This window comes from Roseococcus sp. YIM B11640 (genome assembly GCF_049727625.1).
Classification (GTDB): Bacteria; Pseudomonadota; Alphaproteobacteria; order Acetobacterales; family Acetobacteraceae; genus Roseococcus.
This window is the reverse complement of sequence record NZ_JBBJOZ010000002.1, coordinates 875,085-901,931: the sequence shown is the minus strand read 5'-3', so window position 1 is coordinate 901,931 and position 26,847 is coordinate 875,085. Positions and strand designations below refer to the sequence as shown.

29 protein-coding genes are annotated in these 26,847 nt (G+C 69.8%); 9 read left to right on the top strand and 20 right to left on the bottom strand.

The window, feature by feature from the left end:
- Positions 1-104: 104 nt before the first annotated feature.
- Positions 105-1,304: a LysM peptidoglycan-binding domain-containing protein gene (locus WJM96_RS11765; protein WP_424812678.1), complete on the top strand. Its 1,200-nt coding sequence runs from the start codon at positions 105-107 to the stop codon at positions 1,302-1,304.
- Here the strand turns inward: WJM96_RS11765 and WJM96_RS11760 are convergent.
- Positions 1,235-1,657 (bottom strand): hypothetical protein, encoded by a 423-nt coding sequence (locus WJM96_RS11760; protein ID WP_424812677.1) that lies wholly within the window; start codon positions 1,655-1,657, stop codon positions 1,235-1,237. The two genes, WJM96_RS11765 and WJM96_RS11760, sit on opposite strands and share 70 nt — an antisense overlap.
- A 49-nt stretch (positions 1,658-1,706) precedes the next feature.
- On the opposite strand from WJM96_RS11760, the gene WJM96_RS11755 reads away from it, so the two are divergent.
- The 3 genes from WJM96_RS11755 to WJM96_RS11745 are packed head-to-tail and all read left to right on the top strand — an operon-like array spanning position 1,707 to position 3,990.
- Positions 1,707-2,393, top strand: a complete 687-nt coding sequence (locus WJM96_RS11755) for a phosphatidylserine decarboxylase (protein ID WP_424812676.1) — start codon at positions 1,707-1,709, stop codon at positions 2,391-2,393.
- On the top strand, positions 2,390-3,265 hold the full coding sequence (locus WJM96_RS11750) for a CDP-alcohol phosphatidyltransferase family protein (RefSeq protein WP_424812675.1): 876 nt from the start codon (positions 2,390-2,392) through the stop codon (positions 3,263-3,265). Before WJM96_RS11755 ends, WJM96_RS11750 begins: the two co-directional genes overlap by 4 nt.
- Positions 3,266-3,315: 50 nt before the next feature.
- Positions 3,316-3,990: a cytochrome b/b6 domain-containing protein gene (locus tag WJM96_RS11745; RefSeq protein ID WP_424812674.1), complete on the top strand. Its 675-nt coding sequence runs from the start codon at positions 3,316-3,318 to the stop codon at positions 3,988-3,990.
- A 10-nt stretch (positions 3,991-4,000) separates the two neighbouring features.
- Here the strand turns inward: WJM96_RS11745 and WJM96_RS11740 are convergent, their stop codons facing one another.
- From WJM96_RS11740 to WJM96_RS11720, 5 genes are all read right to left on the bottom strand, one after another.
- Entirely contained in the window at positions 4,001-4,432 is a 432-nt protein-coding gene (locus WJM96_RS11740) for a cytochrome c (protein WP_424812673.1), read from the bottom strand.
- 73 nt (positions 4,433-4,505) lie between these two features.
- A complete protein-coding gene (locus WJM96_RS11735; protein ID WP_424812672.1) occupies positions 4,506-5,240 on the bottom strand; it encodes a hypothetical protein in 735 nt (244 codons plus the stop codon).
- Positions 5,237-6,478, bottom strand: a complete 1,242-nt coding sequence (locus tag WJM96_RS11730) for a CaiB/BaiF CoA transferase family protein (protein ID WP_424812671.1) — start codon at positions 6,476-6,478, stop codon at positions 5,237-5,239. Before WJM96_RS11730 ends, WJM96_RS11735 begins: the two co-directional genes overlap by 4 nt.
- Positions 6,475-7,215, bottom strand: coding sequence for a CoA-transferase (locus WJM96_RS11725; RefSeq protein WP_424812670.1), 741 nt, complete (start codon positions 7,213-7,215; stop codon positions 6,475-6,477). Before WJM96_RS11725 ends, WJM96_RS11730 begins: the two co-directional genes overlap by 4 nt.
- Positions 7,212-8,033, bottom strand: a complete 822-nt coding sequence (locus WJM96_RS11720; protein ID WP_424812669.1) for a CoA transferase subunit A — start codon at positions 8,031-8,033, stop codon at positions 7,212-7,214. The genes WJM96_RS11725 and WJM96_RS11720 overlap by 4 nt, the downstream gene beginning before the upstream one ends.
- Before the next feature lie 62 nt (positions 8,034-8,095).
- Here WJM96_RS11720 and WJM96_RS11715 point away from each other — a divergent pair, with 62 nt between their 5' ends.
- The gene (locus tag WJM96_RS11715) at positions 8,096-8,623 is read left to right on the top strand and encodes a GNAT family N-acetyltransferase (RefSeq protein ID WP_424812668.1); all 528 of its coding nucleotides are present in this window, start codon (positions 8,096-8,098) and stop codon (positions 8,621-8,623) included.
- Here WJM96_RS11715 and WJM96_RS11710 read toward each other — a convergent pair.
- Together WJM96_RS11710 and WJM96_RS11705 are read right to left on the bottom strand one after the other, a co-directional pair.
- A complete protein-coding gene (locus tag WJM96_RS11710) occupies positions 8,610-9,275 on the bottom strand; it encodes a hypothetical protein (RefSeq protein ID WP_424812667.1) in 666 nt (221 codons plus the stop codon). The genes WJM96_RS11715 and WJM96_RS11710 overlap by 14 nt on opposite strands.
- 55 nt (positions 9,276-9,330) lie before the next feature.
- Entirely contained in the window at positions 9,331-9,573 is a 243-nt protein-coding gene (locus WJM96_RS11705) for a hypothetical protein (RefSeq protein ID WP_424812666.1), read from the bottom strand.
- Positions 9,574-9,664: 91 nt separating this feature from the next.
- Between WJM96_RS11705 and uvrB the strand changes: the two genes are divergently transcribed.
- Positions 9,665-11,863, top strand: coding sequence for an excinuclease ABC subunit UvrB (gene uvrB, locus WJM96_RS11700; RefSeq protein WP_424812665.1), 2,199 nt, complete (start codon positions 9,665-9,667; stop codon positions 11,861-11,863).
- Here uvrB and WJM96_RS11695 read toward each other — a convergent pair whose 3' ends face one another.
- The 12 genes from WJM96_RS11695 to WJM96_RS11640 form a co-directional block, all read right to left on the bottom strand.
- Positions 11,864-12,076 carry a hypothetical protein gene (locus WJM96_RS11695; protein ID WP_424812664.1) on the bottom strand — a complete coding sequence of 71 codons (213 nt, stop codon included), beginning with the start codon at positions 12,074-12,076 and terminating at the stop codon, positions 11,864-11,866.
- A gap of 207 nt (positions 12,077-12,283) precedes the next feature.
- Positions 12,284-12,955 carry a PRC-barrel domain-containing protein gene (locus tag WJM96_RS11690; RefSeq protein WP_424812663.1) on the bottom strand — a complete coding sequence of 224 codons (672 nt, stop codon included), beginning with the start codon at positions 12,953-12,955 and terminating at the stop codon, positions 12,284-12,286.
- Between the two features lie 185 nt (positions 12,956-13,140).
- Positions 13,141-13,503: a hypothetical protein gene (locus WJM96_RS11685; RefSeq protein WP_424812662.1), complete on the bottom strand. Its 363-nt coding sequence runs from the start codon at positions 13,501-13,503 to the stop codon at positions 13,141-13,143.
- 15 nt (positions 13,504-13,518) lie between these two features.
- Positions 13,519-13,998, bottom strand: a complete 480-nt coding sequence (locus WJM96_RS11680; protein ID WP_424812661.1) for a Dps family protein — start codon at positions 13,996-13,998, stop codon at positions 13,519-13,521.
- A gap of 4 nt (positions 13,999-14,002) precedes the next feature.
- Positions 14,003-14,245 carry a YMGG-like glycine zipper-containing protein gene (locus WJM96_RS11675; protein WP_424812660.1) on the bottom strand — a complete coding sequence of 81 codons (243 nt, stop codon included), beginning with the start codon at positions 14,243-14,245 and terminating at the stop codon, positions 14,003-14,005.
- Positions 14,246-14,316: 71 nt separating this feature from the next.
- On the bottom strand, positions 14,317-15,054 hold the full coding sequence (locus tag WJM96_RS11670) for a TlyA family RNA methyltransferase (protein ID WP_424812659.1): 738 nt from the start codon (positions 15,052-15,054) through the stop codon (positions 14,317-14,319).
- Position 15,055: 1 nt separating this feature from the next.
- The gene (gene dxs / locus WJM96_RS11665; protein WP_424812658.1) at positions 15,056-16,981 is read right to left on the bottom strand and encodes a 1-deoxy-D-xylulose-5-phosphate synthase; all 1,926 of its coding nucleotides are present in this window, start codon (positions 16,979-16,981) and stop codon (positions 15,056-15,058) included.
- Entirely contained in the window at positions 16,981-17,901 is a 921-nt protein-coding gene (locus WJM96_RS11660; RefSeq protein WP_424812657.1) for a polyprenyl synthetase family protein, read from the bottom strand. Before WJM96_RS11660 ends, dxs begins: the two co-directional genes overlap by 1 nt.
- A 14-nt stretch (positions 17,902-17,915) precedes the next feature.
- Positions 17,916-18,158: an exodeoxyribonuclease VII small subunit gene (locus WJM96_RS11655; protein ID WP_424812656.1), complete on the bottom strand. Its 243-nt coding sequence runs from the start codon at positions 18,156-18,158 to the stop codon at positions 17,916-17,918.
- Positions 18,159-18,239: 81 nt separating this feature from the next.
- Positions 18,240-19,169, bottom strand: coding sequence for a histone deacetylase family protein (locus WJM96_RS11650; RefSeq protein ID WP_424812655.1), 930 nt, complete (start codon positions 19,167-19,169; stop codon positions 18,240-18,242).
- Entirely contained in the window at positions 19,166-19,414 is a 249-nt protein-coding gene (locus WJM96_RS11645; protein ID WP_424812654.1) for a sulfurtransferase TusA family protein, read from the bottom strand. The genes WJM96_RS11650 and WJM96_RS11645 overlap by 4 nt, the downstream gene beginning before the upstream one ends.
- A gap of 53 nt (positions 19,415-19,467) precedes the next feature.
- On the bottom strand, positions 19,468-22,455 hold the full coding sequence (locus tag WJM96_RS11640; RefSeq protein WP_424812653.1) for a hypothetical protein: 2,988 nt from the start codon (positions 22,453-22,455) through the stop codon (positions 19,468-19,470).
- A gap of 199 nt (positions 22,456-22,654) precedes the next feature.
- On the opposite strand from WJM96_RS11640, the gene WJM96_RS11635 reads away from it, so the two are divergent.
- From WJM96_RS11635 to WJM96_RS11625, 3 genes are all read left to right on the top strand, one after another.
- Positions 22,655-23,530, top strand: coding sequence for an ROK family protein (locus tag WJM96_RS11635; RefSeq protein WP_424812652.1), 876 nt, complete (start codon positions 22,655-22,657; stop codon positions 23,528-23,530).
- Positions 23,531-23,618: 88 nt separating this feature from the next.
- Positions 23,619-25,529: a PhoX family protein gene (locus WJM96_RS11630; RefSeq protein WP_424812651.1), complete on the top strand. Its 1,911-nt coding sequence runs from the start codon at positions 23,619-23,621 to the stop codon at positions 25,527-25,529.
- Positions 25,530-25,569: 40 nt separating this feature from the next.
- Positions 25,570-26,844: a DNA polymerase IV gene (locus WJM96_RS11625; protein ID WP_424812650.1), complete on the top strand. Its 1,275-nt coding sequence runs from the start codon at positions 25,570-25,572 to the stop codon at positions 26,842-26,844.
- Positions 26,845-26,847 lie beyond the last annotated feature (3 nt).

Here is a 26,847-nt window from a genome sequence, read left to right as displayed (position 1 = left end):
GCGATAAGGCTTTCCAACTAAGAAGTGACATGGACGCGCGGCGGAGTTGCGCCTAGTTACGAATTGGCGAAGCAAAATTGAGGTCTGGCTTGGGCCGATTGGGGATGTTCGCGGCCGCCGCGGCTCTGTGCCTCGGGGCCGCCTGGTGGTTCGGTGCGTTCCAGGACGCGCCGCCTGCCGCCGTGACGGCGGCGCTGCCCGCGCCGGGCAGCGCGCCCGTCGCAACCCCACCCGCCGCGCCCGCGCGACAGGCCGAGCCTCCGCGCCCCGCCACGCCCGAGCCTGTCGCCGCCCCCGTCCAGCCCGCCGCCCGCGCGCCGGAGCCGGTCGTGCGGGCTGAGCCCGCCGCGGCGGCCCCGCCGCGCCCGGCGCAGGTCGCGCCACGCTTCGACGTTGCCCGCGTGAATGTCCGCGGCGTGCTGGTCACGGCCGGCCGTGCCGCTGCGGGGGCAGAGGTCACGCTCCTGGAAAACGGCCGCGAGATCGGCGCGGGCCGGGCCGATGCCCGCGGCGAGTGGGTGATCCTGCCCGACGCCCCGCTGGCGCCTGGAGCCCGCGAGCTAACTTTGCTCGCGCGGCTCCCGGGCGGCGAGCCGGTCGCGGGTGAGGCCAGTGTCGTCCTGATCGTGCCGGAGCCTGCGCCCGCCGTTGTCGCCGCGGCCCCCGCGGCCCCCGCGCCCGCCGCTCAGCCGCAGCCGGCCCCGGAGCCGCAGGCTTCGTCTGGCCAGCAGGCCGACCCGCCTTCCGCGCTCGCCCTGTTGCTGCCCGCGCCCGGCACGGATGCGCCCATCCGCGTGCTGCAGGCCCCGTCGGTGTCCCGGCTTTCGCTGGATCTCGTGGATTATGCCGGCGCTTCCGGCATGCGTTTCGCGGGCGGCGCGCCAGCCGGTTCCGTGGTGCGGCTCTATATCGACGGCGCGCTGGCCGGCGACGTCACGGCCGATGGGCAGGGCCGCTGGTCCTTCTCACCCACGGTGCAGCCCAGCGTGGGCCGCCACGTGCTGCGCGCCGACCAGATCGGCCCCCAGGGCCAGGTGGTGGCGCGCATCGAGCAGCCCTTCCAGCGCGACCCGCCGCCCGCCGCCCATACGGCCGATGCCGCCGCGGACGGGCGCTACATCGTCCAGCCGGGCAACAATCTCTGGCGTATCGCACGCGGGGCCTATGGGCAGGGCGTGCGCTACACGCTGATCTATTCGGCGAACCGCGACCAGATCCGCAGCCCGCACCTCATCTATCCCGGCCAGGTCTTCTCGGTGCCGATCCCGCCGGAGGCGCCGACCGCCTCCAACCGCTCCAGATAGGGGTCGAGAGCGAGGGCGAAGCCCACCATCTCCGTCATCATGGCGACGATCGTGGCGCTCGGGCCCGCGCCTGTCTCCAGCGTCAGGCGGTGGTCCGGCGTCAGGCGCAGCCGCCAGCCGGCCGGGAGTTCTGCCGGCAGATCGGCGACGTCGCGCAACGTGCGCGCGCGGTCGGCGTTCGGTTCGGCAGTGGAGGGGATACGGCCGGCGACGGCTCGCAGTTGCAGGCTTTCGCCGGTCAGCGTGGCTTCGCAGCTTCGCCCCCGCCAGCGGAAGCGCAGCGTCGGGCGGAGGCCGCCTCGAGGGGTCAGCGAGCCGTCGCGGCCGACGGCGAAGGGACCGAAGGTGATCATGCGGCATCAGCTTGCCGCTGACTGGTGAAGAGAGGATAAACCGTCCCGCATGTCGCTTTCCAACAGCCTCTCCCTCGTCCTGGCCAAGCCGCATCCGGTCGGCCGGCCCTTCATCTATGGCGGCGCGGCCTTTGCCGTTGTCGGCGGACTGATCCTCGGCCCCTGGCTGTTCTGGATCGGCGTCGCCTTCACGCTCTTCTGCCTCTATTTCTTCCGCGATCCGGAAAGGGTGATGCCGCAGGAGCCGGGCCTCGTGCTCGCGCCCGCCGACGGCAAGGTGGTGCTGGTCGGCCCGGCCATCCCGCCCGCGGAGCTCGACATGGGGGAGGCGCCGCGCTGGCGCGTCGCCATCTTCCTCTCCGTGCTGGACGTACACGTGAACCGCAGCCCGGTGCAGGGCCGCGTGAGCCGCATCGCCTACCGCCCCGGCAGCTTCGTGGATGCGAGCCTGGAGAAGGCCTCCGAGGAGAATGAGCGCAACGCCCTGCGCTTCGACCTGCCCGATGGGCGCCAGCTGGCCTGCGTGCAGATTGCGGGCCTCGTCGCGCGACGCATCGTCTGCCAGGTGCGCGAGGGCGACAGCCTGATGGCGGGCGAGCGCTTCGGCATCATCCGCTTCGGCAGCCGCACCGACATCTACCTGCCCGAGGGCGTGAAGCCCAAGGTGCTGGTGGGCCAGAAGATGGTGGGCGGCGAGACGGTGATCGCCGACCTCAAGACGGGACCGCTGGCATGACCAAACAGGGGCTGCGCGGCCAGCTCGGCAAGCTGCGGCCCCGCCAGCGGCCGCGTTTCCGCGGGCCGTCCTTCAATCGCCTGATCCCCAACCTGATGACCCTGGTGGGGCTGTGCTGTGGGCTGGTCGCGATCCGCTTCGGCATCGAGGGACGCTTCCCGCAGGCGGCGGGGCTCATCATCGTCGCCGCCGTGATCGACGGGCTGGATGGGCGCATTGCGCGCCTGCTCAAGGGCACGTCGCGCTTCGGGGCGGAGTTCGACAGTCTTTCGGACTTCCTCTGCTTCGGCGTGGCGCCGGCGCTGATCCTGTATCTCTGGACGCTCCATCACGCGGGGCCGCTCGGCTTCATCCCCTGCGTGATGTTCGCGGTCTGCAGCTCGCTCCGGCTCGCGCGCTTCAACGCGGCGAGCATCGCGGAGCCGGGCGTGGTGCCGGAACCCAAGCCTGCCTACGCCTACAACTTCTTCACCGGCGTCCCGGCGCCAGCGGGGGCGGGGCTGGCGCTGTTTCCGCTCTTCGCCTCGCTCGCCTTCATGGACTGGGAATGGTTCGCCTTCGCCCAGGCCTTCCGCTGGCCGGTGCTGAGCGCGATCGTCCTCTTCGTGGTCGGCGGGCTGATGGTGAGCACGCTGCCCTCCTGGTCCTTCAAGAACTTCAAGGTGCCGGCGCAGATGGTGCTGCCGCTGCTGCTGGGCACCGGCGCCTTCATCGCCTTCCTGGTGACCGAGCCCTGGGCCGCGCTGGCGCTGGGCGGGCTGCTCTATGTGGGCATGCTGTATTTCTCCGTGCGGTCCTACGTCCGGCTGAAGCGCGAGGCCGAGGCCCTGGTCGCGGCCGAGCCGCCGGCCCAGGCCGCCATCGAGGGCTGAACGCCTCCCCGTTTTCGTGCCACGCTGCGCCTTCGGCGTGGAGGATCGCGATGGAGCGGGTGAAGGTCTGGGACGGCTGGGTGCGGCTCTGCCACTGGGGCATCGTGGCCTGCCTCACGGTGTCCTACTTCAGTGCGCGCAACGAGGCCTGGGATGTTCACTACGTGTCCGGCTACACGCTGCTGGGCCTCCTCGGCTTCCGGATTCTCTGGGGCTTCGTCGGATCGGAAAACGCGCGCTTCGCCCATTTCCTCCGCTCGCCGGCCGCGGCGCTGCGGCACCTTGCCCACCTGTTCCGGCGCGAGCCGGACATCGAGACAGGCCATAACCCGGCCGGCGGCTGGATGGCGCTGGTGCTGCTGTTGATGCTGGCGGTGCAGGCGGGCAGCGGGCTCTTCGCCAACCACGACGTCGGCTTCACCTATTCGCAGCATGGGCCCCTCGCCATGTCCGTGAGCGAGGCGAGCTCCGAATGGGCGACGACCCTGCACGTGACCTTCTTCGACTGGCTGCTGGTCGCCGTCGCGCTGCACGTGCTGGCGGTGCTGGCCTATGCGCTCTTCAAGCGGCAGGACCTGGTCCGCCCGATGGTGACGGGATCCAAGGCGATGCCGGCGGGCGCGGCCGTGCCACCGCGCCACGGGCATCCCTTGCTGGCGGTCGCGCTTGCGGTCGCGGCGGCGCTGGGCGTGTGGGCCGTTACGCGCTTCGGCGGAGGCGCGTAGCGCCCCCTTGTTACCGGGCCCGGTTGACCCGGTGGCAGGCGCCGCAGGCCGCGCCGGTCTGGTTGAAGGCGGCCGGGAAGGCGGCGTTGTCGCCGGCCGCGGCCAGCGCCCGTAGCGCGGTCAGTTGTGTGATCAGGTTTGCATTGGCCTGCTCGAAGCCCGCGCGGTCGGACCAGATGGCGGGAAGGGCACGGGTGTTCCCTGTGCCGCTGCCTTCGGGGAAGCGGGCGGGCAGGCCGCGGAAGAAGGCGATCAGCTCGTCGATCTGTGCGGCCACGGGGCGCAGGTCGCCACGCGCGTCGGAGACGGCCTTGATGGCCTGGAACTGTTCGCCGGCGTTCTTCAGCCCCGCACGGCGGTCAGCGATCACATCCTGCGCGATGGCCGCGCCAGCGCCGCCGATGGCGACGGCCATGCCGACGGCCAGGATCCAGTTTCGCATGTAAGATTCTCCCCGGACAGATGAGGGCGCCGGCCCGGCGGCAGCCTGCCGTCGCGCAGGCCGCCGCGCAAGATCAGCGGGCCATCATCAGGCCGATGGGCACCATCTCGGGGATCACGCGGCCGGTGAAGACGCGCAGCAGCTCTCGCGCCTCGGCCATGGCGTGGACGGGGGGCTCGGGCGGGGCGGCGAGGTAGGGGCGCAGACGGTCCGCCTCGACCGAGGCCGCGACCAGCACGCCGTCGCGCAGGGCGGCGATGCGGCCCGTCGCCATCATGGGCGAGAGCGCGGTGTAAAGCGGCGTCAGCAGCGCCGGCCAGTTGGCCAGATGCAGGTAGAGCGTCGGCACCACGCCGCCCTCATGCCCATGCAGCGTGGCCAGGGCGCGCACCCGGCGGGCCGTGTCTTCGTCCAGCGCATCGAGGCGCGGCAGGGGAGGAGGCTCGGGCAGCATGCCGGGCGGGGAAGCGGGCGCGGCGACCGCGTGGCCCTCCTTGCCCCGCATCAGCGCTGTCAGAAAGATGAGGTTCCCCAGATTGCCCCTGTTATAGAGGGCGGCGAGGCGCGAGGCCTCGACGCCCACCGGCAGGCTCGGGACCTGGACGGAGGCGGCGACGCGATCGCGCGCCGCGGGCAGGAGCGGCAGCGCCGGGGCCACGGATTCCCAGGCCCAGGGCAGCACGCCCGGTAAGGCCGCGAAGCGCCGCCAGATGAGATTCACGAGGGGAAGGCCATAGCCCTCCCGCAGCCGGGCGTAGATCGCCGCGACCTCGGGAGGGGCCTCCGCCTCGCGTATCTCGGCCGTCACGACTTGCGCCGCTTCTCCACCAGCACGCCGGAGGCGGCCAGCTTCTCGATCTCCTCGGCGGAGAAGCCGTGCTTCGCGAGGACCGCCTGCGTGTCCTGCGCGAATTTCGGCGGCGCCGAGCGCGTGCCGCCCGGCGTCCGGCTCAGCTTGATCGGGGTTCCGAGGCCGACGAAGCCGTCCTTCTCGGTGATCATGCTGCGATGGGCGGTGTGCGGCTGACGCATCGCCTCGTCCACGCCCAGCACCGGGCCGGCCGGGAGGCCCGCCGACAGCATCCGCTGGCAGAGGTCCACGCCGTCCTCCTCCGCGAAGCGCTTGTTCAGGATCTCGGTCAGCGCGGCCTTGTTGATGACGCGCTGGCCGTTGGTGGCGAAGCGCTCATCGGTGCCGAGCTCGTCGAGGCCCAGGAACTTGCAGAACTTCCGGAAGGTCGGGTCATTGCCGCAGCCCACGAAGATCTCGCAGGTCTTCGTCGTGAACTTGGCATAGGGGGCCAGGTTCGGGTGCGGGTTGCCCGTGGCGACCGGCCGCTTGCCGTTCAGGAAGAAGTTGGCCGCGTGGGGGTGCAGCAGCGCCATGCCGCAATCATGCAGAGTCATGTCGCAATACTGGCCCTGGCCGGACTTCTCGCGCTCCACCAGCGCCATGAGGATGGCGATGGTGCTGAACAGGCCGGTCGCGATGTCCACGATGGGCGTGCCGAGGCGGGTCGGGCCGGAATTCTCCGTGCCGTTGATGGACATGAGGCCCACCATCGCCTGCACGATGGCGTCATAGCCCGGGAAGCCGCCGAGCGGCCCCGTCGCGCCGAAGCCCGACACGCGGCAGTGGATCAGGCGCGGGAAGCGCTTGGACAGCACCTCCTGATAGCCCAGGCCCCACTTCTCCATGCTGCCCGGCTTGAAGTTCTCGATGAGCACGTCCGCGCCCTCGAGCAGGCGCAGCAGCACCTCGCGGCCCTCGGGCGCGGCGAGGTCGAGGCCGACCGACTTCTTGTTGCGGTTCACGCCGATGAAGTAGCTGGCGTCGCCGTTCTCGTTGAACGGAGGACCCCAGTCGCGGACCTCGTCGCCCTGCGGGGGCTCCAGCTTGATCACGTCCGCGCCGTGGTCGCTGAGGACCATGGTGCAGTAGGGCCCGCCGAGCACGCGGGTGAGGTCCACCACGCGAAGCCCGGAGAGGGCGCCTGGACCCGTGGCGAGGGCGCGGCCCTCGGCCATCGGCAGGGCGTCGTTCATGCCGCAGCCTTTCGATTGAACACCCGGGCGCAGAAGTCCGGGTAGGTTTCCATCATCTCGTCACACACCGAACCGCGGAGTAGCGCAAGCTCCTCGGCCGTCGGTTCGGGCGTTTCCGGAACATCGCCGTCGATGTCGAAGGTGAAGCCCGTCATCTCCCGCACGCTCTCCACCGTCTCGCCCGGATGCACCGAGGCCAGCGAGAAGCGGCCGCGGTCGGGGTGGAAGGTGAATACGCAGCGGCCGGTGACCAGCGCCTGGGCGTGGCCGCGGCGGTAGACGCCCGGCTCGCTGACGCCGGGGGCGGAGATGTTCGCGACCTTGTCCACCAGCACGCGCGGGCTGTGCTCCTCGCGGAAGAGGATCGTCCGGCCCGACATGAAGTACATGAAGGCCGAGCCGAAGCTGCCCGGGAAGCGCACCTCGCGGCCCGGCCAGGCGCCGGTGCCGATGAGGTTGAGGTTGGCCTGCCCGTCGATCTCGCCGCCGCCCAGGAAGAAAAGGTCGATGCGCCCCTGGCCCGTGAGGTCGAAGAGCTCGCGCGTGCCTTCGGTGAACGGGTTGCCCGTGCGCTTGTGCAGCAGGGAGAGCCGCAGCTTCTCGCCCTGCTTCACCGCCAGCCAGCAGGCGGCGGCGGGCAACGGCGAGGCGGCGCCGACGGCTATATGGCGCGTCGGCACGGCCCGGATGAGCTTCGCCAGCGTGACGGCCAGCAGTTCCTCGGGCTTGTAGGTCATTCCGCGGCCACCGCCTGCTTCTCGAAGACATGTTCCGCGCACCAGTCGGCGAAGCCCGCCTCGGTCTTGGCGGCGCGCGCATAGGCAGAGACATAGGCCGCGTCGAAGCCGTATTCGTCGAGCAGCGCCGCCGGCCGCGCGCCGCGCGCGGCGATGGCGAAGGCGGTGATGTAGGTCGCGTTGATGGTGCCGGGGGCGAGGCGCTCATCCTCGAGGAAGTTGCCCTCCACCACGCGCTCCACCGTCACCAGCGCGCGCTTCGAGGCATGGGCGATGGTCGCGCATTCGCGGCGGCGGCCGACATAGATGTTGCCGTGGCTGTCGGCCATGACGCCGTGGAAGACTGCGATGTCCGGATGCAGGGCGGGCAGCACCACGATCTTCTCGTTGCTGTCGAAGGGGCTCTCGATCACCTTCCAGTCGGGGCGGTTGGCCAGGATGTCGCTGCCAATGATCCCGCGCAGCGGCATGAAGGGGACGCCCTTCTCGGCGGCCTGCAGCATGGTGTGGATGGCGGGGCAGGTGGCATCGCTGATCGTCACCGTGCCGGCCTTCAGCGCGGCGGTGAAGCGCGGCGCGAAGCCCGCCTCCCCGAGGCTGACGGCGCTGGTCTGCAGGCTGGCGACGCAGCCGGCGCCGACCAGGATGTCGGTCGCGAAGCCGGAGACGGGAACGCCGATGAGGCGCAGGTTGCGCGCACCGCGCCGGATCAGCGCCTTTGCCAGTGCCACCGAAGGAAGCGAGTTGTCCGGAGGCATCGCGATCAGCGCGCCGTCCGGCACGGTGGCCGCCATGGCTTCAAGGTCGGTGGGTGTCATCTTGCGTTCCTTTTGTCCGGACCCTACGCCGAAGCGCCGCAAGTGACGAGGGGGATCGGCCCATGTTCCTCACCGGTAAACGCCTTTTCCTCCGCCCGCCCGTCGCGGAGGACGCGGCTGCCCTGGCCGCCATCAATGGCGATGCCGAGGTGATGCGGCATTTCGTGACGCCGCAGACGCGCGAGGAAAGCGACGCGATGCTGGCACGCATCATGGCGCATCATGCCGAGCACGGCTTCGGCTTCTGGACGGTGGAACGGAAGGGCCAGCCCGGCCTGATCGGCCTGGTCGGCCTCTCGCATGTCGGCTTCGAGGCAGGCTTCACCCCGGCGGTCGAGATCGGCTGGCGGATCGCGCCGGCGCACCAGCGGCAGGGATATGCGGAGGAGGCGGCGCGGATGGCGCTGGCGGCAGGGTTCGGGCCGCTGGGACTCCGGGAGATCGTGGCCTGGACCATCCCTGCCAACGAGACATCCTGGCGGCTGATGGAGCGGCTCGGCATGGCGCAGGATGGCGAGTTCGAGCACCCGAAGGTGCCCGAGGGCCATCCCAAGCGGCGCCACGTCCTCTACCGGATCAGCGCGGCTTGAGGGGCGCTTCCTCGAGGCCGGATGGAGTCGCCCCCGGAACCGGCTTGTCCGGCGGCAGGCCGGGCGGCGTCGCGGGCAGGGGCTTGCCGCGGAGGAGAGGCGCGGGCGCCGTGCCTGGCTGAAGCGGGACGACGGGGGGCGGTTGCGCGGGCGCCAGCGTGGCGACGCAGCCCTGGAACGCGTTCATGATGGCGTTGCTGCCGCTCAGGCTGAAGTGCCAGGTCGCCTCGTTGCCGCGGAGAAACTCGATCCGCATGGAGGAGCCGTTACGGAAGGCGGACTCGAAGCCCGGCGCGACGTCCCCCGTCACGACCCAGGTGATCTCCTGGCCGCTCCCGGTGGCCTCCGCCGACCAGCTGCGGCCGGCGTCGATCGCGAAGCGGACCGGCACCCGGTCATAGGCCGTGATGTTCCAACTCGGCCGCACCATGCGAACGAGCATCGGCTGGCCGGCGCGCTGGATGATCTGGAACTGCCGCCCGGTCTGGGAATCGCGGTTGTCGATGCCGCAGGCGGGCGTGTCGCCGTCGAAGGGGCCGCTGAAGGCCGTCCACCAGCCGGCCCGCGCCAAGGTCTGCGTTGGCGTCTGCGCTCCCGCGGGCAGGGCGGCGAGGCAGGCGAGAAAGGTTCCGGCCAGGGCAAGCTGCTTCATCACGGATCGATCCTGTTCTCCCGAACGTGGCAAGGAAATGTCGCGAATGAGGCCGTCAGAACGGCTCGGCGCGGTCGCTCGCCATGAGCAGCCGCGCATAGGCGGATTTGGAGCGGTCCGTGCCCGTCAACCGGTCAGCCAGCGCGTCCAGCCAGCCGGAAAACCAGGCTTTTCCCCAGTCGCCGGTCTGGGCCATGGGATTTTCCAGGACCGAGGCGCCGGCCTCGAAGGCGAGGCGGCCCGCGGCATAGGCATCGTCGCTCACGAACCTGTCTTCAGGGTCCACGTCCTGGGGCATGTCGTCTCCTGCCGCTGATCACATTGAAATGGCATGAACCGGTGGAGTTTGCACCCTGCGCGGCGCGGGGTGCGGACCTATATTGGGCCGCATGGACCTCCCCGCCGCTTTGCCCATGCTGTTCAAGCCCATCCGGCAGCCCATGCCGCCGGGCGGCAAGCCCCTGACCGTCGTGAGCCCCTTCCAGCCCAATGGCGACCAGCCCCGGGCCATTGAGGAGCTCGTCCGCGGGGTGACAGACGGGGACCGCGACCAGGTTCTCCTGGGCGTCACCGGCTCCGGCAAGACCTTCACCATGGCGAAGGTCATCGAGGCGGTGCAGCGGCCGACGCTCATCCTCGCGCCCAACAAAACGTTGGCGGCCCAGCTCTACGGCGAGATGAAGAGCTTCTTCCCCGACAACGCGGTGGAATACTTCGTCAGCTACTACGACTACTACCAGCCGGAAGCCTATGTTCCGCGCACGGACACCTACATCGAAAAAGACAGCCAGATCAACGAGCAGATCGACCGGATGCGCCACTCCGCGACCCAGGCGCTGCTGGAACGGCGGGACGTGGTGATCGTGGCCTCCGTGTCCTGCATCTACGGCATCGGCTCGGTCGAGACATACTCCAATATGGTCGTGAAGCTGGAGCGCGGCGGCACCATCCCCCGGGACGCGCTGCTCAAGGGCCTCGTCGAGCAGCAGTACCGGCGCAACGACGCCGCCTTCCAGCGGGGCACCTTCCGCGTGCGCGGCGAGAACCTGGACGTCTGGCCCGCGCATCTGGAGGACCGCGCCTGGCGCATCTCCCTCTTCGGGGACGAGGTGGACGGGCTGCGCGAGTTCGACCCGCTGACGGGCGAGATCACGGGCGAGTTCGACAAGATCTCGATCTACGCCAACAGCCACTACGTCACGCCGCGCCCGACGCTGCAGCAGGCCATCGGCCGCATCAAGATGGAGCTGAAGGAGCGGCTGGCGGAGCTCGAGGCCGAGGGCAAGCTGCTGGAGGCGCAGCGCCTCGACCAACGTACGACCTTCGACATCGAGATGATGGAGACCACCGGCTCCTGCAAAGGCATCGAGAACTATTCCCGCTACCTCTCCGGCCGCAATCCGGGCGAGCCGCCGCCGACCCTCTTCGAATACCTGCCCGAAGGCGCCCTGCTGGTGGTGGATGAGAGCCACGTCACCGTGCCGCAGATCGGGGGCATGTTCCGCGGCGACTTCGCGCGCAAGATCATTCTCAGCGAGTTCGGCTTCCGCCTGCCGAGCTGCACCGACAACCGCCCGCTGAAGTTCGAGGAATGGGAGAGCTTCCGCCCGCAGACCGTCTTCGTCAGCGCGACCCCCGGCGCCTGGGAGATGGAGCGCACGGGCGGCGTCTTCTCCGAACAGGTGATCCGTCCCACGGGCCTCGTGGACCCCGTCTGCGACATCCGTCCCGTCGAGGGCCAGGTGGACGACCTGCTGGCCGAATGCCGCGATGCCGCCGCCAAGGGCCAGCGCGTTCTGGTCACGGTGCTGACCAAGCGCATGGCCGAGCAGCTGACCGAATACCTCACCGAGATGGGCGTGAAGGTGCGCTACCTGCACAGCGACGTGGACACGCTGGAGCGCATCGAGATCATCCGCGACCTGCGCCGGGGCGTCTTTGACGTGCTGGTCGGCATCAACCTGCTGCGCGAGGGGCTCGATATTCCCGAATGCGGGCTGGTCGCGATCCTCGACGCGGACAAGGAAGGCTTTCTCCGCAGCACGACTTCGCTGATCCAGACCATCGGCCGCGCGGCGCGCAACGCCGAGGGCAAGGTGATCCTCTATGCGGACAAGATGACCGACAGCATGAAGCGGGCGCTGGAGGAGACAGAGCGGCGCCGCGCCAAGCAGATCGCCTACAATGCCGAGCACGGCATCACGCCCACCACCATCCGGCGCGAGATCGCCGACGTGCTGCGCGATGTGAGCCAGGGCGATTACGTGACCGTGGAGGCCGTGGAGGGCGATGCCACGGCGCAATTCGTGGGGAAGGACCTGCGCGCGGCCATCGCGGAGATGGAGAAGAAGATGCGCGCGGCGGCCGCCGACCTCGAATTCGAGACCGCCGCACGCTACCGCGACGAGATCAAGCGGCTGGAGGCGCTGGAGCTCGGGATCGGAGATCCGGTCCTGTCGGCGAACGAGGCCGGGCGGTCCCTGCGCGAGGCCACGCCGAAGCGCGACTGGAAGCCGAAGCCGATGGGCCCCGGCGGCGGTGGCTACGATCCGAAGAAGGGCAAGGGCGGGCGGCCCAAGCGCGCCTGATCAGCCGCCCTTCTGCGTATTGCGGCGGATGAGCTCCAGAAGGGCAGGCGGCAGGGGTTCGTTCGCGACGTCGCCATAAATGCCGTTCAGGCTGCGGGTGAGCCAGGCGTCGAAGCCGGTCTCTGCCGCCGGCTTGCGCGGTGCGCGATTGTGCCACTGAGACTGCGGGGTCATCCCCTCGGCCTTTCCATTGTCATCCGGCCCGTCGCTCATGACGCGCCTCTCGCAAATAACCAACCAGAGCCGCGGCCCGGAGAGCCAGTCTCTTCAGCCGGGGTTGGAACTTGCATGGTCATGCAGAACTAACCTGTGTTGCTCAAGAAAGTTTCACGGCAGCAACATCGGAGAGACTCATGCCAGGCATGCCAAAGGCGGCAGGGTTTCCCCTGCCGCCCTGGACTGACCCGTCCGGACTCGGCGTTAGCCGGCGCGGAGCGAGCTGTAATCGAAGGGAGTGCGCGACTGCAGCGCTTCCTTCGTGGCGCCCGGCAGCACCATCCGCGAGTTCTCGCGGTTCCACTGCAGGTCGTTCAGCGGCACGGCCACCAGGCGGCCACCCATGCCCAGGAAACCACCCACCTGGATGATCGCCGTCGGGCCGGTCACGGAGGTGCCAGCCAGGATGATGTCGTCCACCTCGCCGACGCGCTCGTTGCGCTCGTTGTAGACGGCGCCGCCGATGATCTGGCTGAGGCGCGGACGCTCCACGACGGCCGAGCCGCTCGGCATGTTGGTCGCCTGGCGCGTCGTGGCCGTGCTGGTCGAACCATGCGGGGCGGTGCCCTGGGCCGCGTTCACGCCGCGCTCGGCCGCGCGATCCGCCGCCGTGCCGGCCGGGTTGTTGCCGGTGCCGTCGCGGCTGGTCACCTGGCCCGTCGCGCGGTCAACGGCGCGGCCCACCGCCGTGCCGGGCGGGTTGCCCGGGGCGCCGTCGGGAATGCTGGGCTGGCCGGTGGCGCGGTCGATCGCGCGGCTGGTCGCCGTGCCCGGCGGGTTGCCGGGGGCGCCGTCAGCCTGGGCGAAGGCCATCATCGGCGCCACGATCAGGCCCGCGGCCAGGGCGGCGGGAAGCAGAGTGCGGTTGCGTTCCATCGTTCGGTTCCTTCTGCAGCTGTCGAAAGGGCGTCCTTCTGGCGGGAGGCCCTGCTGCCTAAACGGCGCAAATCCACATCGGTTGCTTGGGCGGAAGGTTTTCTTTCGACATAAGGTCTTCATTTAGAACGAAAAAAGGCGGCGAGGTTTCCCTCGCCGCCCCTGCTACACGTCGATAGGTCGGCTCAGCGCTTCACCATCGCCGCGAGAACGAAGCCCGCCAGCGCGGCCAGGCCGATGGCCATGAGCGGCCGCTCCTGCACCCGGTCGGAGACCTTCTCGGCCCGGTGCTTCACCTCGTCCGTAGCGGAGCGGGTGAGGTACTCGGCCTGGTCCACAACCTTGGTCACCGCGGGGGTGACGCGCTCGCTCATGAGCTGCTCGACCCGCTCGCGCAGGCGAAGGATCTCGGCCTTGGCATCGCCCGCGATGCTCTCCGCATGCTCGCGCGCATCGGATGCCACTCGCTGGGCGGTGTTCTTGGCATCGGAGGCGACGCTCTTCGCATCCGAGGCGAAACGGCCGGCGGTGTCGGTCACTTGGTTCATGGTGGACTCCTTCCGTTACTGCGCGCCGAGATGGCTGCGAAGCAGCCACGCGGCTTTGTCGTGAGCCTGAACGCGTTCCAGCAGCATGTCCTGCGTGGCGCCGTCGCCGGCCTCCTCGGCTTCGTCGGCGATGCGCTTGGCGTCGCTCGACAGGAACGCATTGTCCTTGGCGAGAAGCTCGGCTGCCTCGGCGGTGGTCACGTTGCCGACGGAGTCATCCAGCGTGGACTTCTCCAATATGGCGTTCAGGCCGCCCGGTGCCATGGTGTCGAGCGCGCGGACACGCTCGGCCAGGACGTCGATGGCCTCGAACAGCTCGCCGTATTGCGCCTCGGTCAGCTTGTGGAGGCCGAAGAAATTCGGCCCCGTCGCGTTCCAATGGCATGCCTGCGTCTTGGCCAGCAGCACATAGGTGTTGGCCAGGAAGCCGTTGAGCGAGGCGGCGACGCCCGCCGCCGCCTTGTTCTCTCGGCCCCGGGTCTTGGTGTCGGCCATGGCCTTAGCGCCAGGCCGGACGGCCGAGGTTCACCGAGTTGGGCGAGGTCAGGCCGCCCACGGCCGCACCGGCCAGGGCACCTGCCGCGGCGCCAGCGCCCGGGTTGCCGGCCAGCGCGCCGACCGCCGCGCCGCCGCCCGCGCCCAGCAGGCCGCCCGAGACCACGCGGTCACCGGTCGAATAGCCGCAGGCCGAGAGGCTGCCGAGAAGAATGGCGCCGAGCGCCGCCTGACGAAGAACTCGCATGATGCGCCTCCTTGAAGAGCATTTCGATGCGGGAGGAACGCGGATCATACGCCCCGCGTTGCATACGCTCTTCAGTCGGCTTCTCGAATCGCGGCGATCAGGAACTCTCGATTGCCCTCGGGCCCCAGGATCGGGCTGGCTTCCACGCCCAGGACGCGCCAGCCAGGCAGCGCCGACCACCATTCGGAGATCTCGGTGCAGACGCGCTCATGCACCGCGGCGTCGCGCACCACGCCGCCCTTCGCGATGGCGGGGCCGACCTCGAATTGCGGCTTGATGAGCGCGATGGCCCAGGCGCCCGGCGCGCAGAGCGAGAGGGACGCCGGCAGAACCGTGCGCAGCCCGATGAAGCTGGCGTCGCAGACCAGCACCTGCAGCGGCGGCAGCTGGTCGGCGGTCAGGTGCCGCGCGTTGACGCGCTCCATCACCGTCACGCGCTCGTCGTTGCGCAGCTTCCAGGCGAGCTGCCCGTGGCCGACATCCACCGCGTAGACGTGCTTGGCGCCGTGATGCAGCAGCACATCCGTGAAGCCGCCGGTGGAAGCGCCCAGGTCCATGCACACCCGGCCTTCCGGCGAGAGGCCGAAATGCGCGATGCCGTGGGCGAGCTTCACGCCACCGCGCGAAACCCAGGGGTGGTCCTGGCCGCGCAGCTCGATCGGCTTGTCGGGCGCCAGAAGCTCGCCCGGCTTGTTGATACGCTGCTCGCCGGAATAGACGAGGCCCGCCATGATCAGGGCCTGGGCGCGGGTCCGCGATTCGGCGAGCCCGCGTTCGACCAGCGCGACATCCGCGCGCTGCTTCGCCACCTCAGGCGCGCGCGGGCTGCGCCAGCGCTTCCTTGCCGAGCGCCGCCAGCGCCGTCTGCACGATCTGCGGCGCGTTCAGCCCCGCCAGGTCGTACTGCTTCTTCGGCGACTCATGGTCGATCCAGATATCGGGCAGCGTCATGGGGCGCAGCTTCAGCCCGTGGTCCAGCAGCCCGTGCATCGCGAGGTGATGCATCACCAGGCCGCCGAAGCCGTTCACGCTGCCTTCCTCGATGGTGATCAGCACCTCATGGTGGCGGGCCAGCTGCTCGACCAGCGCGGTGTCCAGTGGCTTGGCGAAGCGCGCATCGGCGACGGTGGTGGAGAGGCCGAAGGTCGCGAGCTCGTCCGCGGCCTTGAGGCATTCCTGCAGCCGCGCGCCGTAGGAGAGGATCGCGATCTTGCTGCCCTCGCGCAGCACGCGGCCCTTGCCGATGGGCAGCACCGTGCCGCGCGCGGGCAGCGGCTCCAGCCCGAAGCCCTCGCCGCGCGGATAGCGCACGCCGGAGGGGCCGTCGTCGATCGTGGCCATGGTCGCGACCATGTGCGCGAGTTCCACCTCGTCGGCGGCGGCCATCAGCGTGAAGCCGGGCAGGCAGCCGAGATAGGCGATGTCGAAGCTGCCCGCATGCGTGGCGCCGTCGGCGCCGACCAGGCCCGCGCGGTCCATGCCGAAGCGCACCGGCAGGTGCTGCAGCGCCACATCGTGAACCACCTGGTCGTAGCCGCGCTGCAGGAAGGTCGAATAGATCGCGCAGAAGGGCTTCATCCCCTCCGTCGCCATGCCAGCGGCGAAGGTGACGGCGTGCTGCTCGGCGATGCCCACGTCGAAGCAGCGCTTCGGGAACTTCTTCGCGAAGAGGTCGAGGCCGGTGCCCGAGGGCATGGCCGCGTTCACCGCCACGATGCGCTCATCCGCCTCGGCTTCCGCGATCAGCGACTGCGCGAAGACCTTGGTGTAGCTCGGCGGGCCGGGGGGGGCCTTCTGCTGCTCGCCGGTCACGACGTTGAACTTCACGACGCCGTGATACTTGTCGGCGCTCGCCTCGGCAGGCGCGTAGCCCTTGCCCTTCTGCGTCACAGCATGCAGCAGGAAGGGGCCCTGGTGGCCGGAATCGCGCAGGTTCCGCAGCACGGGCAGCAGGTGGTCGAGGTTATGCCCGTCCACCGGGCCCACATAGTAGAAGCCCATCTCCTCGAAGAGCGTGCCGCCCGTGAGCAGGCCGCGGGCGTATTCGTCCGCGCGCTTGGCCGCGCGCTCCAGCGGGCCGGGGAAGTTCTTCGCCATCTTGGCCATGAACTCGCGCACCGAGAGGAAGGGGCGCGAGGAGATGGTGCGGCTCAGATAGGCCGACATGGCGCCGACGGGCGGCGCGATGGACATGTCGTTGTCGTTCAGGATGACGATGAGGTTGGCCTTGCTGGCCCCCGCATTGTTCATCGCCTCATAGGCCATGCCGGCCGACATGGAGCCGTCGCCGATGACCGCGATCACATGGCGGTCGTCGCCCTGCAACCCGCTCGCGACCGCCATGCCGAGGCCGGCGGAGATGGAGGTCGAGGAATGCGCGGCGCCGAAGGGGTCGTACTCGCTCTCGCTGCGCTTGGTGAAGCCCGAGAGCCCGCCGCCCTGGCGCAGCGTGCGGATGCGGTCGCGCCGGCCGGTGAGGATCTTGTGCGGATAGGCCTGGTGGCCGACGTCCCAGATCAGGCGATCCTTCGGCGTGTCGAAGACGGCATGCACGGCCACCGTCAGCTCCACCACGCCCAGCGAGGCGCCGAGATGGCCGCCGGTCACGGAGACGGCGCTGATGGTCTCGGCGCGGACTTCGTCAGCGAGCTGGCGCAGTTGCTCGTTCGACATGTTGCGCATGTCGGAAGGGAAACGCACCCGGTCGAGGAGAGGGGTAGAGGGGCGGTCTTGCATCAGTTCCTCCGCTCGATCACGAAACCGGCGAGCGCACGCAGATAGTCGGCCTTGTCGTCAAAGGCCTCGAGATGTTCGCAGGCCTGGGCCACCAGGCGCTCAGCCTGGAGGCGGGCACGCTCGATGCCGAGCAGGCCGACCAGCGTGGCCTTGCCCGCCCCGGCATCCTTCGCCGTCGCCTTGCCCATCTCCTCGGTCGAGGAGGTGGCGTCCAGCAGGTCGTCCGCGATCTGGAAGGCGGCGCCGAGCTCGCGCCCGTAATGGGTCAGCGACTGGCGCTGGGGCGCGGAGGCCTTGCCCAGGACGGCGCCGGCCTCGGCCGAGAATTCGATCAGCTTGCCCGTCTTGAGCAGCTGCAGGCGGCCGATGGCGGGCTCGTCCAGCGGCGCCTTCGCCTGCTCGGCCATCATGTCGAGCATCTGGCCACCGCACATGCCGCGCGCGCCCGAGGCGCGCGCCAGCATGCGGACCAGCTCGATCCGCACGGCGGGGTCGGGATGGGTCGCTTCCTCGGCCAGCACCAGGAAGGCCTGGGTCTGCAGTGCGTCGCCCGCGAGGATCGCGGTCGCCTCGTCGAAGGCCTTGTGGTTGGTGGGCTTGCCGCGGCGCAGGTCGTCATTGTCCATGGCGGGCAGGTCGTCATGGATGAGGCTGTAGGCATGCACCATCTCGATGGCGCAGGCGACGCGCAGCGCCGAGGTGCGTGAGACGCCAAACTGTTTCGCCCCCTCGAGCACGAGGAAGCCGCGCAGCCGCTTGCCGCCGCCGATGGTCGAGTAGCGCATCGCTTCGAACAGCCGGGCCTCGTCGCCCTCTGCGACGGGCAGGAGCTGGTCGAGCGCCGCATCGATGTCCTGGGCGGCCTGCCCCATGGCGGCCGTGAGGGCGGCGGCCGAGATTCCGCCAGAAACCATGTCCATCCTGTCCCGCGATCCTATTCCACGTCGCGCAGGCTCAAGCCGCCTGCGCCTTCGACCACCGCCTGCACCTTGGCCTCCGCTTCGGCGAGCTTCGCTTCGCAGTGGCGGCGCAGCGCCGTGCCGCGTTCGTAATCCGCGATCGCCTGGGCGAGGGTGCCCCTGCCGCCCTCTAGCGCCTTCACGATTCCCTCGAGCTGGCTGAGCGCTTCCTCGAAGGGGAGGTTCGCGATGTCGCCGGAGGCGTCACTGGTCGGCACCGAAAGCTCCTCCGCACGGAATCCGAAAACCCCGCCGATTATAGCGCCGGCGGCGGCGAAACCCAAATTTCCCTTGCACTCTCAGCCCCCCAGAAGCGCGCGCACATGCGCGGCAGCGGAGCTTGCCAAGGCCTCAAGGTCATATCCGCCCTCCAGCAAGCTGACCAGACGACCTCCCGCATGGCGGTCGGCCAGGGCGCAAAGCTGCTCCGTGATCCAGGCGAAGTCGGGGTCGGTCAACCGAAGCTGCGCCAGGGGGTCGCGGGCATGGGCGTCGAAGCCCGCCGAGACGATGACCAGCCCTGGCGCAAAGGCGTCGATGGCGGGCAACAGCCGTTCTGCCCAGGCGGCGCGGAAGACGTCCCCCCGGGCGCCCGGGGGCAGGGGGGCGTTGAAGACATTGCCCACGCCAACCTCCGACTCCGCGCCCGTACCGGGATAGAGCGGCATCTGCTGCGAGGAGGCGAAGAGGATTGTGGGGTCAGTCCAGACGCAGTCCTGGGTCCCATTGCCGTGATGGACATCGAAATCGGCGATGGCGACGCGCTCGATGCCGTGGACGGCCTGGGCATGGCGGGCGGCGACTACGGCATTGGAAAAGAAGCAGAACCCCATCGGGCGCCGGCGCTCGGCATGGTGGCCCGGCGGGCGCATGGCGGAGAAGACTCGCTGAACCCGCCCGGCGCACACCTCGTCCACCGCGCGCACCGCCGCCCCGGCGGCCAGGAGCGCGGCGCGGGCGCTGCCGGCGGACATCAGCGTGTCGCCGTCCAGCGCCACCGTCTCGCCCACCGGAGGGCGGATGCCGAGGATGGCCTCCACATATTCCGCCGGGTGGACGCGGGTGATCTGCTCGACCGTCGCTTCCTCCGGCGTATCGCGTTGCAGATCCGCGAATTCCTCGGCCTCCAGCGCCGTCAGCACGGCGCGGAGTCGGTCAGGGCATTCGGGGTGGCCGGGGCCCATGTCATGGGCCAGGGCGTCCCGGTGGGTCAGGAGAAGGACGCTCACGGCTCGGCCCGGCGGCGCAGGGCGAAGCGGAAGCGCCGGCGGCCCGCCTCCTCTTCCTCGGCCCAGGCCAGGAGCTCGTGGCCCGTCTCCTGCGCATAGGCGTGGAAGTCTTTCACGGCAGCCGGATCGGTGGCCAGGACCACCAGCGTCTCGCCGGGCGCCATGGCGCGCAGGGCCTTGTTGGCCCGCAGCACGGGAAGCGGGCAGCTGAGGCCCTGGAGATCGAGGGGTGAGGGGTCGCCCATGCCCCTATCGAGCATCCGTCAGGGCTTGCCGGCAAGGGGAGGGTGGGCGAGCCCTATTCGCCGACGGACATCGCCGTCGGCTCCGCGGTAGCGGGCGGCGGCATCTGCGTCGCGGCCATTGCCCTGTTGCCGACGAGTTCGGGCAGGATCGCCAGATCATAGCGGGGTGCCACGATATTCTCGAAGTTCGCGGGCTGCTTCTGCTCGAAGATGCTGAGCTCCTGCGGGGAATTCACCGCGATTCCGTGGAGATCCCTGTTTTCCTCGATCAGCTTGCCGACCATGGCGATGTTGCGTCGCAACCCGTGGAGGTGCTCGTTGATCAACATGCAGAGCGCGACGCGGTCCCTTTGACCCACTGCGCGCTCCAGCGCGCGAAGATACACCGCGTGGTTGCCGTCGTTGATGAGATGGTGCTGTCGGCCAAGGCGGTAGAAGTTGGTGGCGCCTTGGGCGTTCCCGTTCTCGCTGGCCTGCCGGTAGAACTCGCTGGCCCGGAGATAATCGGCTTCGACCAGGTATCCGAATTCGTACAGGTTACCGAGGGTGTTCTGCGCGCAGGAATGGCTGCCGTCGGCCGCAAGGTTCAGGGCGGACAGCACCTCCCCCGCCGTGACCGGGTCCGTTCTGCCGCTATTCAGCAGAATTTCAGCGAGGACATATGCGCCGCAGATATTCTCTTGCTCCCGCGAGGCGCGTGCCATGGCCGTCGCCTCGTCGGTTAGCGAGAAGCTGAAGGTGGGGTAATAGAGAAGGCGGGCTAAATGATACTGCGCGCCCGAATGCCCTGCCTCGGCCGCCTGGCCGTAGAGCCGCCGGGCGGCCGTGTAATCCTTTTCCATGGCCAGCCCGTTCTCGGCCATCCAGCCCTCGCCGACCCGCCCTGAGGCCGAATCCTGGGCCACCGCACGCCGGAACCAGGTGAGCGCCTCGGGATGATTCTGTTCGGTGCCTTGCCCGTTGAGGTACATCCAGCCCAGCGCAACTTGCGATGGCGCGTGGCCCTGCTCGGCCGCCCGATGGTGCCAGGCGAGGGCCGCCGCCACATCCCGCGGGGTGCCGGCGCCCGCGGCGAGCATAATGGCTAGGGACTCCTGCCCGCGGGGCAAGCCCTGCTCGGCCGCCAGGCGATAGAGTTCGACGGCCCGGGCTTGGTCTTTTACGACGCCGCGTCCAACTTCGTAGCACCAGCCCAGATTGCGCAGGGCGTTCGCCTGGCCCTGCGCGGCCGCGCGCTGGAACCACAGGAAGGCTTCGTCGTCGTCCTGTTCGATGCCGTAGCCATTGAGCAACATAACGCCGAGATAGTCTTGCCCGATCGCATAGCCGCGCTCGGCGGCTGCGCGATATAGGGCAACGGCCCGCGACTGGTCGCGCGGTACGCCCCGGCCACGCTCGTACATCCACCCCAGCTCGACCAGCGCTGCCGTGCTTCCTTGCTCCACAGACAGCTGGAACAGGCGCGCGGCCTGCGCGTCGTCCTGGGCGATGCCGAGGCCGTCCCGCAGCATGCCCGCTAGATTTTCCTGTGCCAGAGCCAAGCCCTGCTCGGCGGCTTTCCGGTACCATTCGACGGCTTGCGCGTCGTTGCGCTCCAAGCCTCTGGCGGTTTGATAGCTCCAGCCTAGGCTGTTCTGCGCGTGCGAGTATCCCTGCTCGGCGGCCAGCCGGAACCAGCGGTTGGCCTCCACGGGATCGCGCGCCGTTCCCCGCCCTTCGGCGATCATGCCGCCGAGGTTATACTGTCCGCGGGGAAGGCCGCGGACCGCAGCCTGCATGTACCAGAACACGGCCGTGGTGTCATTGCGCTCCACCCCGCGGCCCATCTCGTACATCCAGCCGATATTGGCCTGCGCGTTGGCATGGCCCTGCGCGGCGGCGCTTGCGTACCAACGCGCGGCCTCGGCATCGCTAGCCTCGACGCCCTGTCCCAGCTCGGTGGACAGACCGAGATTGTTCTGGGCCACCGCCAGACCCTGCTCGGCCGCCTGTCGATACAAACCCGCGGCGCGGGCCTCGTCCTGCGGAACGCCGCGCCCTCTCTGATACATCCAGGCGAGATCGTTCTGCGCTTCGGCCAATCCCTTCGCCGCGGCTTGGGCGTACCAGCGAACCGCCTCCGTATCGTCGGGCTGCACCCCCATCCCGTCGCGCAACGCGTTCGCCAGGCGATACTGGGCAAGCGCGTAGCCTCGCGACGCGGCGCCTCGATAGTGTCCGGCCGCCTCGGCCAGCCGCTCCGCGTTCAAGATCCCAAAGAAGCCGCCGGCCAGGAGATCGCCGAGCAGCACGGCAGATGCATTATGCTCCGCCTCGGCGGCGATGATGAGGTGTTGCCGAACCTCTCCGCGGTGGCTGTCGTTCCGGATGAGCCCGCGCTGGAGAAGGCGGCCATAGGCCTCGGCCGCGAGCGGAAAGTTCCGTATCGCAGGTAGGCGCGTCCATTCGATGGTCTGCGGGATATCGTCGCGCGCGTCGTAGATGGCCGCAAGGTCGAGGGCAGCGAAATGTTCTCCCTGCCTGGCCGCCTGCCGCATCAGCTCGATGGCCTTCTCCTCATCCTGCGGGACGTGCAGGCCCTCCTCGTGAAAGCGGCCCAGGAGATGGAGGGCCCGGGGATGCCGCGCCTCGGACAGCTCGGCCAAACGGAACCGCATGGCATCGCGCGCGTATTGCCGTGCGCGGTCGGGGTCGGGGTCGACCCCGATGCCGGTGCTGTAGCTAAGGGCCAGATGGGCCGCGGCGTAGGGATGCGGCGCACGGCGCTTGCCATCCACGATGGAGCGGAACACGGCCACTGCCTCGGCATCCTCGCCCGCGACGATGAGGTCCAGTCCGCGCGAGAACTGCGCCTCCTGGTGCGCCAGCGTCGATTGGATGCATTCCTGCTGGTAGCCGGTGCAGAAATAGGCGGTCACGTGTGGGTAGAGAAATGCCCCGGCCGTGTAGATTGGCGCCACGATCGCGAAGAGAACGGCCATGGCGCGAGCGAACTTGTGCTTCTTGGACCACTCGTCGAGCCAGACGAGGCGATCGATCATCCTGCCCCAGAAGCCTGGGCTGGGCGGTGGGGTCTCGATACCTGGTGGGGACATCGGCGCCTCGCGAGGATATCGCGCATAGTTCGAAATTCTCGCCGCCGCGACAAGTGCAATTCTTGGGCAATTATTAACAAATGCGCCGTGTCGAAGGTATCGTGCGGGGCTTGTCCGGGCGGGCCGCGAAACGCTACCTCGCCCCATGCGGATCGGCGTGGATTTGGGCGGCACCAAGATCGAGATCGCGGCGCTGGCCGACGATGGCGGCCCGGTGCTGCGCCGCCGCCGCCCGACGCCGCCCGCCTATGGCGCCGTGATCGAAGCCATCACGGGCCTGGTGGGCGAGGCGGAGGCGGAGATGGGCGAGCGCGGCACCGTCGGCGTGGGTATCCCCGGCAGCCTTTCGCCGGAGACGGGCCTGGTGCGCGGCGCCAATTCGACCTGGCTGAACGGCGGGCGACTGGACGCGGACCTCGCGGCCGCGCTGGGGCGGGAGGTCCGCCTTTCCAACGACGCGAATTGCCTCGCCCTCTCCGAGGCCGCGGACGGCGCGGGCGCCGGGGCGGCCAGCGTCTTTGCCGTGATTCTCGGCACGGGGGTCGGGGCCGGTGTCGTGGTGGGTGGCCGGATCGTGGAGGGCGCCAATCGCATCGCCGGCGAATGGGGCCACAACCAGCTTCCCTGGATGAATGAGGCCGAGTTCCCAGGCCCCGCCTGCTGGTGCGGCCAGCGCGGATGCATCGAGACCTTCCTTTGCGGCCCGGCGCTCGCGGCCGACGCCGATGGCCCGGGCGCCCGCGACGCCTCCGGCCTGCCCTTCCGCAGCGACGAGGCCGCGAAAGGCGCCATCGCCCGCCACACGGACCGCCTGGCGCGGGCCCTGGCCGCCGTGGTGAACATCCTGGACCCCGAGGTCGTGGTGCTGGGCGGCGGGCTCTCCAACATGGCGCATCTCTATTCCGAGCTCCCGCGCCTCGTGCCCCGCCACGTCTTTTCCGACGTGATGCGGACGCGCTTCCTGCCCGCGCGGCATGGTGACAGCTCGGGCGTCCTCGGGGCGGCCAGGCTCTGGGACTAAGCTTCCCATCGAGTCACGAAACGATCACCCTCATCTTCTCCGATCGGGCGCAAAGAACCCGCCCCACCCCTCCCGGGATTCGCGACACATGACCATCGAGATCGAGGATATCGGCAGCAACCCGGCGCCGCGCGCGACCATCGGCGAGATCATCGCCGCGCGCTTTTCCCGCCGCGGCGCACTGCTCGGCACCGCCGCCGCCTGGCTGAGCGGCACCGCGGCCGGTGCCGTGCCCATGGAGGGCGGCCCGTCCACCCTCACCTTCAAGGAGCTGAGCCACCAGCTCGCGCAGACGGACGCGGTCGCCGAGGGGCATGAGAAGCATGTGCTCATCCGCTGGGGCGACGCGGTGCTGGCAGACGCGCCGCCCTTCGACCCGCGCCACGTGACGGCCGCCGCCCAGGCCCTGCAGTTCGGATACAACAACGACTTCATCGCGGTGCTGCCGCCGGAGCGCGGCGGGCGCATCGGCAGCCGCGCGCTACTCTGGGCGAATCACGAATACACCAACACCAACCTGATGTTCCCGGGCATGGGCACCAACAGCCAGGCCCGCGCCCGCGTGACCGCCGAACAGGCGGAGGCGGAGCTCATGGCCCATGGCGGCAGCATCGTGGAGCTGGAGCGCGTGGACGGGCGCTGGCGCGCGATACCCGGCGCGCGGCTGAACCGGCGCGTCACGGGCGCGACGCCGATGCGGATCTCGGGGCCGGCCGCCGGGCATCCGCGCCTGCGCACCGGCGCGGACCCGGGAGGCACGCGGGTGCTCGGCATGCTCAACAATTGCGCCGGCGGCACCACGCCCTGGGGCACGGTCCTGACCTGCGAGGAGAACTTCAACAACTACTTCGGCGGCGAGCTGGCCGAGGGGCCGGAAGCCGCCTCCAACCGCCGCTACGGCATGCGGGCCAATCCCGCCTATGGCTGGCACCGCCACATGGCGCGCTTCGACCGCACCCGCGAACCGAACGAGGCCAACCGCTTCGGCTGGGTCGTCGAGATCGACCCCTATGACCCGCAGAGCATGCCCATCAAGCGCACCGCGCTCGGCCGCATCAAGCATGAGGGCGCGACCCACGCGATCGCCCCCGATGGCCGCGTCGTGATCTACATGGGAGACGACGAGCGCAACGACTACGTCTATCGCTTCGTCACCGCCCGCCCGCACGACCCGGCCAATCCCGCCGCCAATCGCGACCTGCTGGACGAGGGCACGCTCTCGGTCGCGCGCTTCGAGGCGGACGGCAACATGCGCTGGTTGCCGCTGGTCCATGGCCAGGGCCCGCTCACCGAGGCCAACGGCTTCGCCAGCCAGGCCGACGTGCTGATCGAGACCCGCCGCGCGGCCGACCTTCTAGAGGCCACGCCGATGGACCGGCCGGAGGATGTGGAGACCAACCCGGTGACGGGCGTGGTCTACGTCATGCTCACCAACAACGCGACACGGCCCGCGAGCCGGGTGAACCCCGCCAATCCGCGCCCCGCCAACGCGCATGGGCATGTCGTCGAGATCACGCCGCCGGGCCCGGCCGGGCAGCGGGACCACGCGGCCGAGACGATGAGCTGGGGCCTCTTCCTCCTGGGCGGCAAGCCAGGCCAGGACGAGGGCGCGCGCTACCATCGCGCGACCAGCTCCGAGGGTTGGCTCTCCTGTCCCGACAATTGCGCCTTCGACAGCAAGGGCCGGATCTGGATCGCCACCGACGGCGCGGGCTCGGCGGCGGGGGTGGCGGATGGAGTCTACGCGGCGGACACGACGGGCCGGGGCAGGGCGCTGACGCGACTCTTCTACCAGGCGCCCACGGGCGCCGAGGTCTGCGGCCCCTTCATGCTGCCGGACGACAGCGCCCTCTTCCTCGCGATACAGCACCCGGGAGAGGATGCGGGCAGCACCTTCGAGCAGCCCTCCACCCGCTGGCCGGATTTCGCCGAGGGCATGCCGCCCCGGCCATCCGTGGTGGTGATCACCAGGACCGGCGGAGGGTCCGTCGGCAGCTGAGCCTCTTCCGTCCGGTGCGGCGGCACCCCATGCTGAAGGCATGGACGCGCTGTGCCGCGACTGCTTCGCCACCGATCCGGGACCCGGCGCCGCCTGCCGCCACTGCGGCAGGCGCCGGCTGCTGCGCCATGCGGAGCTGTTCTCGCTCACGATCGCGCATGTGGATTGCGACGCCTTCTACGCGAGCGTGGAGAAGCGCGACCGGCCGGAGCTCGCGAGCCGTCCGGTCGTGGTCGGCGGAGAGAAGCGCGGCGTGGTCTCGGCCGCCTGCTACATCGCGCGCGGCTACGGCATCCACAGCGCCATGCCCATGTTCAAGGCTCTCGCGGCCTGTCCGGACGCGGTGGTCATCAAGCCCGACATGGCGAAATACGTGACCGAGGGCCGCCGCATCCGCGCGATGATGGAGGCGCTGACGCCGCTGGTCGCCCCGCTTTCCATCGACGAGGCGGTGCTCGACCTCTCGGGAACCGAGGCGCTGCACAAGGCGCCGCCGGCGGCCGTGCTGGCCCGCTTCGCGCGCGACGTGGAGCGGGAGGTGGGGGTCACGGTCTCCGTCGGCCTCGCCGGCAACCGTCTCATGGCCAAGCTCGCGGCCGAGCGGGACAAGCCGCGCGGCTTCGCGGTGATCGGGCGCGGCGAGGCCGCCGGATGGCTGGCGCCGCAACGCGTCGGGCTGCTTCCTGGAATCGGGCCGGCGGCGGCACGCCGGCTGGAGGCCTCGGGCATCACGCGTCTGGGGCAGCTCGCCGCGCTGGATGACCGCACCGCGGTCTCGCGGCTTGGGCCGGATGGTCCGCACCTGGCCGCCCGCGCGCGCGGCGAGGACAACCGCCCCGTCAGCCCCGATCGCGAGACGAAGAGCGTCAGCGCGGAGACGACCTTCGAGAACGATCTTTCCACCCTGGAGCAGCTGGAGGGCGTACTCTGGTGGATCTGCGAGAAGCTGGCCCGCCGGCTCGCCGCCAAGGAGCTTTCGGCTGGCGGCGTGGTGCTCAAGCTCAAGACCGCGGGATTCGAGACGCTGACCCGCAGCGCACGCCTGCCGGGGGCGACCCTGCTGCCCGAGACGCTCTTCGCCGCCGCGCAACCGCTCTTGGCCCGCGCGGCGGACGGCACGCGGTATCGCCTGCTGGGTCTCGGTGCCTCGCCTCTCTGCGCCGCTGCGGACGCTGACCATGGCGACCTCGCAGACCCCAATGCGCCCAGGCGCGCCGCGAAGTGGCGAGCGGTCGAGACCTTGCGGAGCCGGTTCGGGGCGGAGAGCGTGGTGGCTGGGCGCGCCCTGCGCGATCCCCGGCGAAGGACGCCTTGACCT

Excerpts from the sequence above, each read along its gene's own strand:
- WJM96_RS11765 (WP_424812678.1), top strand. The coding sequence starts at position 105 with ATGTTCGCGGCCGCCGCGGCTCTGTGCCTCGGGGCCGCCTGGTGGTTC.
- WJM96_RS11760 (WP_424812677.1), bottom strand. The coding sequence starts at position 1,657 with ATGATCACCTTCGGTCCCTTCGCCGTCGGCCGCGACGGCTCGCTGACC.
- WJM96_RS11755 (WP_424812676.1), top strand. The coding sequence starts at position 1,707 with ATGTCGCTTTCCAACAGCCTCTCCCTCGTCCTGGCCAAGCCGCATCCG.
- WJM96_RS11750 (WP_424812675.1), top strand. The coding sequence starts at position 2,390 with ATGACCAAACAGGGGCTGCGCGGCCAGCTCGGCAAGCTGCGGCCCCGC.
- WJM96_RS11745 (WP_424812674.1), top strand. The coding sequence starts at position 3,316 with ATGGAGCGGGTGAAGGTCTGGGACGGCTGGGTGCGGCTCTGCCACTGG.
- WJM96_RS11740 (WP_424812673.1), bottom strand. The coding sequence starts at position 4,432 with ATGCGAAACTGGATCCTGGCCGTCGGCATGGCCGTCGCCATCGGCGGC.
- WJM96_RS11730 (WP_424812671.1), bottom strand. The coding sequence starts at position 6,478 with ATGAACGACGCCCTGCCGATGGCCGAGGGCCGCGCCCTCGCCACGGGT.
- WJM96_RS11725 (WP_424812670.1), bottom strand. The coding sequence starts at position 7,215 with ATGACCTACAAGCCCGAGGAACTGCTGGCCGTCACGCTGGCGAAGCTC.
- WJM96_RS11720 (WP_424812669.1), bottom strand. The coding sequence starts at position 8,033 with ATGACACCCACCGACCTTGAAGCCATGGCGGCCACCGTGCCGGACGGC.
- WJM96_RS11715 (WP_424812668.1), top strand. The coding sequence starts at position 8,096 with ATGTTCCTCACCGGTAAACGCCTTTTCCTCCGCCCGCCCGTCGCGGAG.
- WJM96_RS11710 (WP_424812667.1), bottom strand. The coding sequence starts at position 9,275 with ATGAAGCAGCTTGCCCTGGCCGGAACCTTTCTCGCCTGCCTCGCCGCC.
- WJM96_RS11705 (WP_424812666.1), bottom strand. The coding sequence starts at position 9,573 with ATGCCCCAGGACGTGGACCCTGAAGACAGGTTCGTGAGCGACGATGCC.
- uvrB (WP_424812665.1), top strand. The coding sequence starts at position 9,665 with ATGGACCTCCCCGCCGCTTTGCCCATGCTGTTCAAGCCCATCCGGCAG.
- WJM96_RS11695 (WP_424812664.1), bottom strand. The coding sequence starts at position 12,076 with ATGAGCGACGGGCCGGATGACAATGGAAAGGCCGAGGGGATGACCCCG.
- WJM96_RS11690 (WP_424812663.1), bottom strand. The coding sequence starts at position 12,955 with ATGGAACGCAACCGCACTCTGCTTCCCGCCGCCCTGGCCGCGGGCCTG.
- WJM96_RS11685 (WP_424812662.1), bottom strand. The coding sequence starts at position 13,503 with ATGAACCAAGTGACCGACACCGCCGGCCGTTTCGCCTCGGATGCGAAG.
- WJM96_RS11680 (WP_424812661.1), bottom strand. The coding sequence starts at position 13,998 with ATGGCCGACACCAAGACCCGGGGCCGAGAGAACAAGGCGGCGGCGGGC.
- WJM96_RS11675 (WP_424812660.1), bottom strand. The coding sequence starts at position 14,245 with ATGCGAGTTCTTCGTCAGGCGGCGCTCGGCGCCATTCTTCTCGGCAGC.
- dxs (WP_424812658.1), bottom strand. The coding sequence starts at position 16,981 with ATGCAAGACCGCCCCTCTACCCCTCTCCTCGACCGGGTGCGTTTCCCT.
- WJM96_RS11660 (WP_424812657.1), bottom strand. The coding sequence starts at position 17,901 with ATGGACATGGTTTCTGGCGGAATCTCGGCCGCCGCCCTCACGGCCGCC.
- WJM96_RS11645 (WP_424812654.1), bottom strand. The coding sequence starts at position 19,414 with ATGGGCGACCCCTCACCCCTCGATCTCCAGGGCCTCAGCTGCCCGCTT.
- WJM96_RS11640 (WP_424812653.1), bottom strand. The coding sequence starts at position 22,455 with ATGATCGATCGCCTCGTCTGGCTCGACGAGTGGTCCAAGAAGCACAAG.
- WJM96_RS11635 (WP_424812652.1), top strand. The coding sequence starts at position 22,655 with ATGCGGATCGGCGTGGATTTGGGCGGCACCAAGATCGAGATCGCGGCG.
- WJM96_RS11630 (WP_424812651.1), top strand. The coding sequence starts at position 23,619 with ATGACCATCGAGATCGAGGATATCGGCAGCAACCCGGCGCCGCGCGCG.
- WJM96_RS11625 (WP_424812650.1), top strand. The coding sequence starts at position 25,570 with ATGGACGCGCTGTGCCGCGACTGCTTCGCCACCGATCCGGGACCCGGC.